The following is a 14,656-nucleotide window of genomic DNA, read 5'->3' on the forward strand; positions in this document are numbered from 1 at the left end:
CTTCAATTCGTTGCCAGGGTAAAGGGAAATTCAAAGCTTACAATCCTGAGTAAACGTGACAACACAGAGGATTCGAACATTGTTTTAGACGCTGAGGTGCAGGTCAAAAAGCCAAAAACGGACGAAATGCTTTCACTGCGTCTCGTAGAATTTCTTGATGAAGAAGCCAATAAATATAGGGTCGTCACGAACCGCCGGGACCTTACTGCGAGTGAAATCGCGGAGATTTATCGCCAACGATGGAAGATTGAACTCTTTTTCAAGTGGATCAAACAGCACCTCAAACTGGTGAGATTCTACAGTCACACCAAGGAGGCCGTATGGAACCAGTTGTGGCTGGCCATGATCGCTTATGGGCTCTGCGAATTAGTCAGAATTCAGACTGGTTCAAAAAAATCCACTTGGGAAATACTCAAATTTCTCCGCCAATATTGGTATGACACATGGGACAATTTTATGGGGGCCCTTCTAAGGGAGCCGAGTAGAAAGTCCAAAGGAAGACGAAAAAAAGGAAAACCCGGGCGGCCAAGAAAATATCCCAAGAAGCTGAAGACCGTTCAAATTGTCCAAAGGTAATCGGATAATCAGGTGCTAACTTGCTTGGTAACTATGTTGATTTAGTCAGGAGTCCTTTTTTTTGTTTTAAAAGCTAACTAGCTAAGTAACTACATGTAAAAATTAACCTTGAATGGCGGTGTTTTCCACCTTATTGCAAAGCTAGTGCAATATAAGGGAAGTTTTTCCGCTTATTTTCATTTTTTCATGCAATTTGGCCCTATTTAGAGCCGTTAGTCGGAATTTATCCGCTTATTTTCGCTTCTTTAGCCCCTGCTATATGCATTAACCGGAATTTCTCCGCCTATTAATTACTTGCCTAGAGCAAGGGGACGGTTCTGCTGCCTCACTGGACAATCAGGGATCACTCTTCTATAAGGTCCTTTAAAATGACACCCATATGCGTTCCACTTTTGGGGTTCAGCTGTGATATTAGTGTAATCTAGTTTATTTTGAGATTGGTTTCTACGAAGAAAGTGGAGGATACGCAGTCTTTCTCCGGGGAGTGACAGTCATTAAATCGGAGTCTGAAAAATAGGCGGAGAAATTCCGCCTATTTTGGGAAATACCATCATTTCCCGAAATATAAGGGGAGTTTTTCCGCTTATTTTCATTTTATCCTGGAATTTGGCCCTATTTAGAGCCGTTAGTCGGAATTTCTCCGCTTATTTTTGCTTCTTTAGCCCCTGCTATATGCATTAACCGGAATTTCTCCGCCTATGAACCMGCGCATGGGGACGATCTAGAGCAGGAGTAGAGCAAGGGGACGGTTCTGCTGCCTCACTGGAGAATCAGGCATCACTTTCCGACCAAGTTTTTTAAAATGAGACCAGTGCCACCGTAACAAAAAGTTTTAGAGCTAGTGAGACGTACCATTTAAAAAAAAGCAAGGGCCTTTTACCGGCACACTTGCTTTTGTATGTATCACACCTTGGGAACCTGCATCCATTCACAGGTTCAGAACAATAAAGCATTCCAAAAATTGCATTTACGCCGCCAACATCTCCGCTTTCTGTTTCCGGCGGTAGACGATCTTAGATAAGAAAACACTGCACTCATACAATAATAGCAGCGGAATCACCACTAAGATGTCCGATAGGAAGTCTGGCGGTGTCACCAGCACGGCTGTCACGATCAGGGCAAAATAAGAATACTTCCTGATCTTTTGCAATCGGTAAGGATTTAACACGCCCAGGCTTGTTAAAAACATGATAACGACCGGAAGTTCGAATAGGAAGCCAAAAGGCAGGATCATATGAATTAAAAATTGAAAGTACTTCTCCGTCGTGAAAAACTCCATGAACATGTCTTCAGAGAGCGAGAGCAAGAATTGAAACACTAACGGAAAAATGATGAAATAGCCAAAACAAATGCCCACGATAAAAAGCAAAAATAGTGCTGGAATATAAGCCAATGTTACCTTTCTCTCTTTTTCCGAAAGAGCGGGCCGTACGAACAGCCAAATCTGATAGGCAGCAATTGGAATTGTCCCTGCCAATGCGATCACAGCGGCAAGCATGAAATACACCCATAAAATATCGCTTGGACCAAGAACTGCCAGTTTTATCGATAAATCCTGGACTAAAAATTGATAGATATCCTTTACATAGATGAAAGCCAGAATAACTAAAAGCATAAAGCTTCCGGCGATGATAATCAGCCGTTTGCGCAATTCACTTAAGTGGTCGACAAGATTCATCTCTTGTTCACTCATTCTATCACCTCTAAAAAAAGAAGATGAAAGCATGGAATTCACCTACATCTTCTAAAATTGCTTATTTATTTAACCTGCTTTAGCTGCGTCTCTTCTTTGTCTTTAGTTGGCTCATCATCGTCCGACATCAGATCACGTGTCGATTTCTTAAACTCTTTTATCGTCGATCCAAATGCACGGCCAATTTCAGGCAGCTTGGATGGGCCAAAAATAATCAATGCAATGACAAGGACAAGAATCAAGCCAGGGATCCCTATATTCTGCAACATGTACATAACCTCCATTGTGTAGATCGCTCTGTTTCCGTGTAAAAATTCACCGGCGGCAAATGCCTGGAATGGAAAAAAAGATGTAAACCATGCAAAGCTTGTAGCTTACATCTTTTTTTAAAAAAACAATTAGCTCATTTTAATTCCATGGCGCTCAAATGCTGCTGCTTCAAGAACGGACATACCTTGCGCCTCGGCCGCTTTAGCCATTTCCGCCGAAACCTTTGGTGCCAGGTTCGCAGGAGCAGCGAAGGACATTTCCCTTGCGCGGGCAGTGTTTCTGCGCTGGAATGGTCCCCAGATTGCGAAAGTTTTACCAGGGCTTTGAATATTGACAAAAAGCGTGTTTCCATCCGGCGAGAAGGTCGGGCCTGCCAATTCGGAATTGCTCAAACGGTTGGCGGCAAAAGGATATACCTTGCCTTCCGGAGTGATTCCCATCAGGCGGTCCTGGCCAGCGCCATCTTCCGCATACCAAAGGTCGCCCCAAGGAGTACAGCAGATATTGTCCGGATATTCCATTTCGCGTGCATCATTGCCCTCATAGAAAAGTTCCAAAGTATTCGTATGCGGGATATAACGGTAAATGCGTCCAAGTTTTTTCTCACCGGCAGAAGTGTCATCGAACCAGAAAACACCCTCCTGGAAGAAAGCTCCCTCAAGCCTTGAGAACTTGATGCAGTTTTGCGCAGCAGCATCCTCGCGGCAAAGATGTGGATCCAGTTCCTTCCAGACAATCTTGAAGGTTTGTCCTGTTTTAAACGTGCTTGCCGATGGATCCGTTACCGCTTCAATCGCCGCAGCATAAAGCTTGCCGCCTTTTTGCAGCGAACCTGGCTTTTGGCTTGTATCATTCGGAATGAAACGGTAAAAATAGCTTGGACTTGAATCTTCAGTCAGATAGACATAGCCTGTCGCTGGATCGATCGCACAAGCCTCATGGGAGAAACGCCCCATTTCCTTGATTGGAGTCCTGGACATTTCGTTTTCCGGCTGCTGTGGATCCACTTCGAAAACATATCCGTGTGTTTCGGAACGTGTTTCTTCACAAGTCAACCAAGTGCCCCAAGGAGTCGCTCCACCCGCGCAATTGCGGATTGTACCTGAAGAGGTTACATATTCTTTCAGCACTTCACGATTCGCGCCTACAACCAGAGCAGTTGTACCACCTTGAGCCGCCGCATCATAAGGGCTGCTTCCAAATGCCGGGCCTGCCCCCAATTCATGATTACGCACAAGAACGGTTGTACCCTTCTCTCCCTCGAAAGCCGCCATCCCATCAAATGCTCCAGGGATTTTGCTTCCGTCTGTCATGAGGTCGCCTTCTTTGGAAATGATTTTGTAATGAAAGCCTCTTGGAAGATCCAGAATTCCATTTGGATCCGGAACCAGAGGGCCATACCCGCCAAATCCGCTCGTTGGATTTTCAGGAGCATCCGCAAGCGCCTTCGAACCAAGACCCATTACCCCAGTCGAACCAAGAGTAAGAGCAAGCGCACCCATTCCCCCCGCTTTCAAGAAATCCCTTCTGTTCAAGCCATTATCCGTTTTTTGACCAGTCATTCCTCATCTCTCCCATCTATGTATTTCTAACTCCAGTACTAGAGTAAAGGGAAAATATTAAGGAATATCCCGAATTTCATTAAAATTCAGTTTAGAATTGTTAAGCAGGGCAGGGGGATGGTTCTGCTGCCTCATTTTTGGGTTGCAAGTCTTCCATTAGTTACGGCGCTTATGAAAATACCCGGAGAAATTCCGCTTACTTTGGGAAATACCTATATTTCCCGGGATTTAAGAGGAGGTTTTCCGCTTATTTTAGGAAATACCTATATTTCCCCGAATTTAAGGGGAGGTTTTCCGCTTATATGCATAAAATCCCTGGATTTGAGGCTAAAAAAAGCAGTTAACCGGAAAATTTCCGTCTATTTCGCCTTCTTAGACCCCTACTAATTGCTTTAACCGGAATTTCTCCGCTTATGGATTCCTTGCCTTTACAAGGGATCAACAATCTAATAAAACAGGGCTGCCCAGAAACTCAGCTTTCACTGACTTTTTGGACAGCCCCTTTCATATCTTCAATCAGCTTGTCTGCCTATGACAGCTTCCACTTCCGCTTTACCCGGCAGAGCGGAAATAGCGCCTTTTCCAGTTGTCGTCAGCGCTCCGCTCGCATTGGCGAATTGGAGGATGCGGGCATGGTTGGCTCGCAGAACTTCTTCAACATTGGCCGGAGCGGCCCCGAGTTCAAGCAGCTGGCACAAGAGCCCGCCGATGAAGGCATCGCCTGCTCCGGTTGTGTCGACAGCTTCAACCGAGTATCCGTGTGATTCAAACTTTTCTTCTTTTAAGAACAAATCCGCACCGGCAGCTCCCTTTGTATAAACAACTGCCTTCACGTTTCCTGCGAACAACGATTGGATCGCCTCCGCCTCTCCTTTGATCCCGGTTATAAACTCAAGCTCTTCGTCTGAAACTTTGACGATGTCAGCAGACGGCAAGAATTCGAGAATCGCCCGGCGGCAGTCTTCCGCCTTTTTCCAAAGCGGCAGCCTTACATTCGGGTCAAATGAAACCAGTCCACCCGCTGCCGTTACTGCTTCGATGGCTTTCCTGTGCGCCTGTCATCGGGCTCTCAACAAGATCGACCGAGCAAAAATGGAGGATGTCTCCCGCTTGGAACCACGCCGGATCAATTTCCTCCTCGCTCATCAGCAAATCGGCGGAAGGATTACGGTAAAACGAGAAATCGCGTTCCCCGTTTTCTTTTAACGAGACAAAGGCCAAGGCGGTATTCGCTTCGTCTGTCCGGTACACTTTATCGATTTCCACTCCAGCTTCAACCAGCTTCTCGACCAGAAAGTCGCCAAACGCATCTTTCCCCAGCTTCGAAATCATCGCCGATTTCTGTCCGTATTTGGCAACAGCAGCCGCCACATTGGCCGGTGCCCCTCCTGGTGCCCGCTCAAAAGAGACCACATCCTTCAAGGGCACTCCCTTTTGAAGAGGAATAAAATCAATCAACACTTCACCTATTGAAAAAAGCTTTCCCATTGCGTCACCTCTTACAGATTATCTGAGATTCCATTTAACGGCCGTGACATTTGTTCCTCCGCCATTGGCAAATACACGTATCCCAGTACTTTTTTTACCAGGGAAAATCCTTCCGGTAAAGACTTCTTCGCCATTGTTGACAAATACTTCAACAGATGAGACATCCACAAAAACCCGGAATGAAATCATATCAGCGTCCAGCACACATTTCCGGACTGTGCCAAACTCCTCCGCAAAGGAGATCCCTGAATGAGTACGGTCGAATACAACCTTTTTCGAGACAGCATCGTATTTAATCACCGTTTTTTCATTTTCTCCCACGCGGAGTTCCAGTCCAAATTCCTCCGCTGTACTTCCGAAAAATTCAGCGAGAAGCTCATACACTTCTCCCTCAAACCCATCGAAGCCAACACTCTCATTCTCGACTCTCTGGTTTGCTTCTGCCTTATCTCCTCGCAACGACTCCAGTTCAGCAACCGGCTGCTGCAGCAGCTTCCCTTCTCTAATCGAAAGCTCACGCGGCAAGGTCAAACAATGGGCCCAGCCATTTTTATCGGTAGGATAGTCGATCTCCGGAAGGCCCATCCAGCCGACCAGAATCCGCCGCCCATGAGGATCTACCGTCGTTTGCGGCGCGTAAAAATCAAAACCGCGGTCCAGTTCAAGAAAAGGGCCGTGCTTAAGCTCCACTTTCTCCAAATCCAGCGGACTTCCAATCACATAGCCACTCTGATAAATGTTCTGAAAGGAATCTCCCTTTGCTTCCAAGCCTTGCGGGGAGAACAGGAACACACCTTGTCCTTCCAGCTCGAAATAATCCGGGCACTCCCACATATAACCAAAGCGTTCACCAAGCCCGGTCTTCACTTCACCAGCAAACTGCCAATCTTTCAAATCACTTGACCGGTACAAAACCACAGCCCCAGTCTCATTTTCACGCTGGGCGCCAATCACCGCGTAAAAATGGTCAGCTTCTTTCCAAACCTTTGGATCGCGAAAATGGTCGGTATAGCCAGCTGGAACATCGCCAATGGCCGGAGCATCCATTTTCACCACGCTTCCATCCTGGCTCATCACCGCGAGACATTGATAAGGATGGCGGACCCAGTCGGCATCACGCGTATTCCCTGTGTACATCAGGTAAAGCTTGCCTTCATGTTCAATGCCGCTGCCGGAATAGGCCCCATGGCTATCATATTCATTCGACGGCTTGATGGCCATTCCGACGTTTTCCCAATGAACAAGGTCCTTTGATTTCGTATGGTACCAATGCTTCAGTCCATGAACCGGCCCAAGCGGAAACCATTGATAGAACAGATGATATTCCCCGTTGTAATAACTAAAGCCATTCGGGTCGTTCAGCAGCCCTGTCGGCGGCTGAATATGAAAAGACTGCCGCCATGGACAATCATTAACCAGTTTGGCCAACCCTTGAAGCTCTTCCTCTGTCACGTCATCCATGCTTCTGTACCGCTGCTCTTTTGTCCATTCCATGCTGTTCCACTCCTAATACAGAAAGGAGAATCACAGGATTCTCCTTTTCATTTTTATAAGGTAAGAATTTAAGCCGCTGCTGCTTTGTCAGACTGCTGCTTGATGGTTTTTTTTTCGTCTCTTTTTGCTAAAAAAATCGTCACGGCAAAGGCGACGGCGAACGCGATGGCCATGCCGATGATGTAGGAAACAATGACATCCGGGCGAATCGAGATGATTCCTGGAAGCCCGGCTGCTCCCAGTGCAGTGGCTTTCACCTTGAACAATGTTGTAAAGCCTGAGCCGACCGCCGAACCAACAATGGCTCCGATAAATGGATAGCGCAGTTTCAGGTTAATCCCAAACATCGCTGGTTCCGTAATTCCGAGCAAGGCGGAAATGCCGGCTGCCGAAGCCGTTCCTTTGATTTTCGCGTCTTTCGTTGTTTTTAAAACGGCAAGTGTTGCTGCTCCCTGGGCGATGTTGGACATTGCCGCGATGACGAAAATAAAGGATCCGCCCGTCTTGGCAAGGTCGGCAAGCAATTGTGTCTCAACGGCGATAAAGCTGTGGTGCATCCCTGTAATAACAATGGGTGCATAAAGCAGGCCGAAGATGATTCCGCCAATCACACCTGTTGTGTCGTACATCCAGACAATTCCATCTGTTAACAGATTCCCAGCGGAACGTGTCAGCGGACCTACGAATGTGAACGTTAATACACCTGTAATAAAGATGGAGAATAGCGGCGTTAAAAGGTTATCCAGTGCAGAAGGAACGACTTTTCTTAAGGCCATTTCTATCTTTGCCAGAATATAAGATGCGGCAAGAACAGGAAGCACGGATCCCTGGTAGCCAACCTTTTCAATTTCCATGCCCAATATATTCCACACCGGCACTTCATTATTCAGCAGCGCCGCCCCGTATCCGTAGCCGTTCAGGAGGTCCGGGTGAACCATCAGCATTCCAAGTGTGGCGCCGAGGAAAGGATTCCCGCCAAACCGCTTTGTGGCTGAGAAACCTATTAAAATAGGTAAAAAGACAAAGGCTGCGTTTGCAAATGTATTAATCAGTGCCGCAAGATCCGCCATTTCAGGATTGGCATCCACCAAGGATTTTCCCTCAATGAACAGGTCCGGGGCTGTGAGAATATTGTTGATTCCCATCAGCAAGCCGCCAGCTACGATTGCGGGGATGATTGGAACAAAGATGTCAGACAGCATTTTGACAAATTGCTGAATTGGATTTAGTTTCTTCGTTGCTGCGTCCTTTACATCGCTTGTGGACATTTCACTTTGGCCAGTCAGCTCCGCCAAGTGCTTATACACAACGTTGACTGTTCCGGAACCTAAAATAATCTGAAATTGTCCTCCAGTTGAAAAGGTCCCTTTCACGACATCCATGTTATCCAGCGCTGCCTGATCAACATTAGATTCATCATTCAAAACAAGACGAAGTCGTGTAGCACAGTGAGCAGCTGCTGAGACATTTTCCTGGCCTCCAATGGCGTCAAGAATTTCCTGTGCGATTTGTTTATGATCCATTTTAATCCCTCGCTTTTTTTTATTGGTTTTGGGAACCGGTTCCAATGTAAAGTAAAAATTAAGGTCCGAGTTTGTTTCGGAACCGGTTCCATTTTTTACGAAAAAAATAATAAGTTAAAGGAGAAACCGAATTCACTACATGGCAAGCAACAATTGGAACCGGTTTCGCTGATGTCCTTATTATAGTCTGCGCTGAAAGAGATTGTCAACGCTTTCTCGCTCAATAATTTCAAAATTAGAGATGGTAACTTTTTCAACAGGGCGTTCATTCAGGAGCTCGACAATCTGCCTGGCAGCCTTTTCCCCCGCCTCTTTATAAAAAAATTTGGCGGTCGTTAACCCCGGATGAATGACTTCAGTAACTTCATAGCCTCCAAACCCTGTAACTCCCACATCTTTTGGAACCGTCATCCCTTCTGAATAAGAGGCCTTAAGGACCCCCATGGCGATATTATCGGTCGCACAAACAAAAATGGAAGGCTTGAATTCCTGAAGAATCTCCCGTGCACTGGCTTGCGCAGCCGGGATCTTGAACAGCGTTTCATAAAAGCGCACTTCGCAATCCTCGACCTCTTGAATGGCCTTTTTAAAGCCCTGCTTCCGCTTCACACCTACCGAAATATCCCGTTCGGTGACGCCCAGATAGGCAATTTTTCGATAGCCTTTTCCAAGCACATACCGCCCCATCTCATATCCGGCGTGAAAATCATCATGAATGAGGCTGTGGAAGTCCGGGTGCTCTTGCCCAATTAACAGGACAGGAACCTTTACATTTTCAAACGCCTCGATATGCTGGTCCGTGATTTCGGTCGCAAGCAAAATAATCCCGGCCATCTTTTGATTGGCGAGACTATAAATGCTTTCAATTTCCCGTTCCAGGCTTTGGCTCGTGTTGGAAATCAGCATCTGGTAATTCATTTGCTTCAGCTGTTCGTCAAGCCCTATCAATGTTTGCGAAGAAGCATACGAATCAAGACGAGGCACGATCGTTCCAATGATATTCGTTTTCTTGGCCTTCAGGCTCTGGGCAAACGGGTTCGGCGTATAACCAGTCTCCCTGATTGCCTGTTCAATTTTCTTCTTCGTCGCTTCCCCGACAGACCCGCCGTTCAAATAGCGCGAAACCGTACTCTTCGCCACACCCGCAAGCCTGGCAATATCCAAAATTGTACTCATACTCCTCAACCTCATTTCATGGGGACGCTTCTCTTGCTTCCTATTGCTAAAAAAGAAGCAGAATAAAAGCAGGAGAACCGTCCCTTTGCTTCACTTTCTTTTCTCTACAAGTTCGTACCCGTTTTGCTCCAAAGCATATTCCACGCCTTGCTGAAGAGTGGAGAAGGAAAGGATTCCCTCCATGCTGACTTTTGATTCAATGATTCTGACGGCCAGCTCTTCGGAGACACCAACAATATAACTTTCTCCCCCGATTAATTGAACAGCCTTAATCAGTTTATGGATACCAGATATGGTATACTCATCCACCCCTTTGACTCCTGTCATATCGATGAGAAGAAAACGGGCTTTTTTCCTGGCGAGTTCGATAAGAGCTCTTTCCATTAAATCGGTGAGCCTTTCCTGATTAAAGTTACCGACGAGCGGCGTGACGAGAATATCTTTCAGAACTGGAATAATGGGGGAAGAAAGCTCCCTTACCAAGGAAGTTAGTTCTTCTGTCCTCTCATTGACTTTTTGCTCTAGTTCCAAAATGTTTTCTCTTTCCTTTTGTCTCGCCAGGTCATGGATATTTTGAGCTGGCGTTATATCGGAAGGGAAAATTTCAATCTCATCATATTCATGGCCGTTTAATTGGCTTTTATGGATCTTATACCAGACGTTTTGCTCAAAAAGGCCGCTAAAAACCCCTGCCCAGTGGCTAGGAAGCAGAACCCCTGCCTGGTCCTTATCGGTGCCTTTGAAAATTCGGTGTTCCCAGCTGTTTGTCAAAAGGACAACAGCTTTTTTTTCTTCAAAAGAAAACTCCTTAACTCTGACATTGCCCCATCCAGCATTTCTATAGATATCTCCATATTCGACAAGGAGCTGCTCGATGTCCTTGCGTCCCTGATAATAGGAGCTGACCAAGTGCCCCATCCGATAACCTGTAGCTTCATAAACGGCCTTCGAAACCTCGCGCCCCGAGACTTCTTCAATCGTCTTTAAAAACAATTCGATGGCCGTGTCCCAAAATAAGAGCGCCGGTGCACCATCAAACGTAAAAAGTCCTTCTTTCGGTTTCCATACAAATTCATTGCTGTTTACTTTAACCTTCACATCTGATTCAGACACTTTTTCCTCTCCTTTACAGAAGCATGGGGTTCCCTGGCTTCCAAGGAAACTTACTATAGTATACACTCTACTACTGATTGTTCAAAAGTCGAAAGGAATTCATTTTTGAATACACCTATCGGCAACCATTACAGCTCTAGAGATAGTGGTCGTTGCATACTTGTTCAACAGGACCCCTTTTTATTGTCCGAATTCCTTATTCTATTTGCGATTCACCATACGTTGACGGTAATCAAATTTCTTTCTAAATCACTTCGTTAATTGAAACGTTGATCTTACTGCGCTTATGAAAATACCCGGAGAAACTCCGCTTTAATTGGGAAATGCCAGTATGTCCTGCGATTTAAGGGAGGTTTTCCGCTTATTTTGGGAAATACCATCATTTCCCGTGATTTAAGGGGAGATTTTCCGCTTATATGCATAAAAGGTCTAGATTTGAGGCTAAAAAAAGCAGTTAATCGGAAAATATCCGTCTATTTCGCCTTCTTAGACCCCTACTAATTGCTTTAACCGGAAATTCTCCGCTTATGGTAGAGCATGGGAACGGTTCTGCTGCCTCACTTTGGGTTCCAACCTTCCACTTGTTACTGCGCTTATGAAAATAACCGGAGAAATTCCGCTTATTTTGGGAAATACCATCATTTCCCGTGATTTAAGGGGAGATTTTCCGCTTATATTCATAAAATCCCTAGATTTGAGGCTAAAAAAAGCAGTTAACCGGAAAATTTCCGTTTATTATAGCTTCTTAGACCCCTACTAATTGCTTTAACCGGAAATTCTCCGCTTATAGTAGAGCATTGGAACGGTCTGCTGCCTCACTTTGGGTTCCAACCTTCCACTTGTTACTGCGCTTATGAAAATAACCGGAGAAATTCCGCTTATTTTGGGAAATACCATCATTTCCCGGGATTTAAGGGGAGATTTTCCGCTTATATTCATAAAATGTCTAGATTTTGAGGCTAAAAAAAGCAGTTAACCGGAAATTTTCCGTTTATTTCAGCTTCTTAGACCCCTACTAATTGCTTTAACCGGAAATTCTCCGCTTATGGATCCACGAGTATTCAATCATAATCAATATAGATTGACCCCTCCGTTGAAGTTTAATCTTCCATAACCTTGCAGGGATCACCTGTACACGAAACCCTTATTGATAAACAAAAAACCAAGAGAATAATCCCTTGGTTAAGTTCGAGTTGGCACTCTGAATCTAAATGCACCTCTATTTTAAAATCAAATTCTAAATTCCATCCCGTCATCTGCGATAAAGAAGCCTTTTGCTTCGATTTCTTTTCTTAATGCCCCATCTTCGTGCAAGACCGGATTGGAATGGTTCATATGGATAAAATAGATATCCGTTTCCCCTGTCAAATCCTGAAGCCGCTCCATCGTTTCGGTCATGAGCGGGTKGGGAACTTGCCGATAATCCCGGTTGATGTTTGCCAGGTCCTTTGGTGAATGGAACGTTCCATCAAGTAAGCAAAGGTCCGCCTCTTTCGCTGCTTCATGGATATCGATATCCCATTCATCCCATCGATCAATATCTGGTATATATAAAACCTTTTTATGAGGCCCTTTTATCCAAAAAGCAAAGGTCTCAGAAAACTCATTGCGATGCGGAACGAGAACTGGCTTAACGGTTACTTCCGAGGAAACAGTGACAGCCTCTCCATCCTTGATTTCCTGGACATCGATGTTCCCAAGTGCTGTTAATTGGCTCCATGGTGCATCATTTTCGAGCAATCTTTTCATTTTCCCCCCTGCCATCACGGGCAGCCTTTGCGAATTGATTGCTTCTTTCCCTAAAAACATTAAACCTGGGTAATGGCCGATATGGGCATGTGTCAGAAAAATGCTGCTCATCAGCTGTGATTCCATTCCATATCTCATTTGAAACCGTGCGATTTGTTCTCTCATATCAGGTGTCGCATCGATTAGGTGCCATTGATGTTCATCAGGCAGAAAAATAGCCAATGATGAAGCTGTTCTCTTAAACCTTGAATCTGCTAGTGCTCTTTTACAATTTTCACAAAAACAATTTGGGTGCGGCAATCCGCCATCTTGCGCGGTACCCAACACACTTAAAATCACTTCACTCACGATACAACTTCCCTTTCCGCATGGATCTGTTCGATTTCTTGCCCGTAATCCTTTCCGGTAATGGTCCACCCGGTGAAACCGAACAGCAGATTGATTAACGGAACAAGATAAATAAAGAACGCGTACGGTATGAATTCCCATGCACTTACTCCCAAAACGCTCGAAGCAAACACGGCGGGAACGCTCCACGGAATCAGATTGATTCCGACCGTCCCCATCGACTCAACGGTTCTTGATAAATTTTTCGTATCAATATTCATATCTTTATATTTTTGAACAAAGGTTCTTGCAGGTAAAATAACGGCTAAGAACTGGGCACCGCTGGCCAATGCGACAACGAATGTTGTTAAGAGAGTAGAAGCAATAAGGGTTCCGGCTGTCCTGACCTTCTCCATCATCTTGCTTGTCAGCACTTCAAATGAGCCTGTTTCTTCTAAAATTCCCCCGAAGGCCGTTGCGATGATCAGCATACCAACCGTCCCAAGCATCGAAGTCAGTCCACCGCGGTTTAATAAGGAATCAACAGCACCGACTCCCGTTTCAATTGTAAATCCATTCGTCATAAATTGAACAATCGAACTTACGGAAGTTCCTTGAATTGCAACCGCGATTACAGCACCTAGTACGCTAACACCCATTAATGCAGGCAGTGCCGGAGTCTTTCTTGCCATTAATAAGATTGTCAAAACCGGGAGCAATAAAAGCAATGGGTGAATCACAAAAGCATCCTTCAACCCTGACAAGATTGTACCAATGGATCCTGCATCCATGTCTTTCCCGCCTGCTTCCAATCGGCCAAACCACCAAAAGAGACCAAGCGAGAATACAAACGCAGGAATCGTGTCCCAAAGCATATGTTTGACGTGACTAAAAAGGTTTGTTTCAGCCATAGCGGCAGCAACATTTGTGGTATCTGATAATGGAGAAAGCTTATCCCCAAAATAGGCGCCGGAAATCACGGCACCGGCAATGAGAGCCGGTGAAAATCCCAAACCATCACCAATCGCCATGAAAGCAAGCCCCACTGTGGCGATGGATGTAAAGGATGTTCCTAGTGTAATCGAAACGATTCCCGTTACAAGAGCTGCGATTGGGACAAACCACGCTGGATCCATAATCATCATCCCATAATAAATCATCGTTGGAATCACGCCGCTTGCTATCCAGGACCCGATAATCGTCCCGATTGCCAATAAAATAAATACGGCCGGCAGCGCCCTGCTTACTCCATTAACCATCATCTGTTGAACATCATCCCATCCCCATCCACAGCTAATGGCGACGATGGCAGCCAAAATCACTCCAATGATTAAGGGAACATTCATCCCGGCCTCCCATATAAAAATAGAGCAAGCTGCCGCAGCAATCAAACCCAATAAAGGAATGATCGATTTTCCGAAAGTTAGACTTTCCTTCATTTTTTCTCCCCCGCTAATCTATTTCTTTAACCTCTTTACGCTTTAACACTTTAAAGCTTTTATCCAATAGTGCATATAACATTAAAGAAATAGTAAGGAATAAATTCAGAAAAGTCAACCTTCATTTGTAGAGCATGGCGACGGTTCTGCCGCCTCACTTGCCCAGCCATTCTCAAATAGAGCACGCGAACCGTCCCCATGCCTCTCATTCGTACTGCGGCTATGAAAATAACCGGAGAAATTCCG

Annotated in this window: 10 protein-coding genes and 1 pseudogene; 1 reads left to right on the forward strand and 10 read right to left on the reverse strand. The window is 45.4% G+C overall.

The features are described 5' to 3' along the window. The coding region (locus tag ADU22_RS03260; protein WP_156324430.1) for a transposase at positions 1-576 on the forward strand (576 nt) is incomplete at its 5' end. 967 nt (positions 577-1,543) lie between these two features. Here ADU22_RS03260 and tatC read toward each other — a convergent pair. From tatC to nhaC, 10 genes and pseudogenes are all read right to left on the reverse strand, one after another. After that, complete coding sequence (gene tatC / locus ADU22_RS03265) at positions 1,544-2,269, reverse strand: twin-arginine translocase subunit TatC (protein ID WP_053360888.1); 726 nt, start codon at positions 2,267-2,269, stop codon at positions 1,544-1,546. Between the two features lie 65 nt (positions 2,270-2,334). Continuing rightward, entirely contained in the window at positions 2,335-2,538 is a 204-nt protein-coding gene (locus tag ADU22_RS03270; protein WP_053360889.1) for a twin-arginine translocase TatA/TatE family subunit, read from the reverse strand. A 129-nt stretch (positions 2,539-2,667) separates the two neighbouring features. Next, the gene (locus tag ADU22_RS03275; RefSeq protein ID WP_053360890.1) at positions 2,668-4,101 is read right to left on the reverse strand and encodes an alkaline phosphatase PhoX; all 1,434 of its coding nucleotides are present in this window, start codon (positions 4,099-4,101) and stop codon (positions 2,668-2,670) included. Positions 4,102-4,613: 512 nt separating this feature from the next. Then, positions 4,614-5,589 (reverse strand): annotated as a pseudogene (locus tag ADU22_RS03285) (carbohydrate kinase family protein). Between the two features lie 18 nt (positions 5,590-5,607). Further along, positions 5,608-7,083, reverse strand: a complete 1,476-nt coding sequence (locus tag ADU22_RS03290) for a glycoside hydrolase family 32 protein (protein ID WP_053360892.1) — start codon at positions 7,081-7,083, stop codon at positions 5,608-5,610. A 68-nt stretch (positions 7,084-7,151) separates the two neighbouring features. Continuing rightward, positions 7,152-8,606: a sucrose-specific PTS transporter subunit IIBC gene (locus ADU22_RS03295; protein WP_053360893.1), complete on the reverse strand. Its 1,455-nt coding sequence runs from the start codon at positions 8,604-8,606 to the stop codon at positions 7,152-7,154. A 180-nt stretch (positions 8,607-8,786) separates the two neighbouring features. Next, positions 8,787-9,782 carry a LacI family DNA-binding transcriptional regulator gene (locus ADU22_RS03300; RefSeq protein ID WP_053360894.1) on the reverse strand — a complete coding sequence of 332 codons (996 nt, stop codon included), beginning with the start codon at positions 9,780-9,782 and terminating at the stop codon, positions 8,787-8,789. Positions 9,783-9,872: 90 nt separating this feature from the next. Continuing rightward, the gene (locus ADU22_RS03305) at positions 9,873-10,895 is read right to left on the reverse strand and encodes an STAS domain-containing protein (RefSeq protein WP_053360895.1); all 1,023 of its coding nucleotides are present in this window, start codon (positions 10,893-10,895) and stop codon (positions 9,873-9,875) included. A gap of 1,230 nt (positions 10,896-12,125) precedes the next feature. Beyond that, a complete protein-coding gene (locus ADU22_RS03315) occupies positions 12,126-12,992 on the reverse strand; it encodes an MBL fold metallo-hydrolase (protein WP_053360897.1) in 867 nt (288 codons plus the stop codon). Continuing rightward, a complete protein-coding gene (gene nhaC, locus ADU22_RS03320) occupies positions 12,989-14,410 on the reverse strand; it encodes a Na+/H+ antiporter NhaC (RefSeq protein WP_053360898.1) in 1,422 nt (473 codons plus the stop codon). Before nhaC ends, ADU22_RS03315 begins: the two co-directional genes overlap by 4 nt. Positions 14,411-14,656 lie beyond the last annotated feature (246 nt).

The sequence above is a fragment of the Bacillus sp. FJAT-27251 genome, from assembly GCF_001273925.1.
GTDB lineage: Bacteria > Bacillota > Bacilli > Bacillales > Cytobacillaceae > Mesobacillus_B.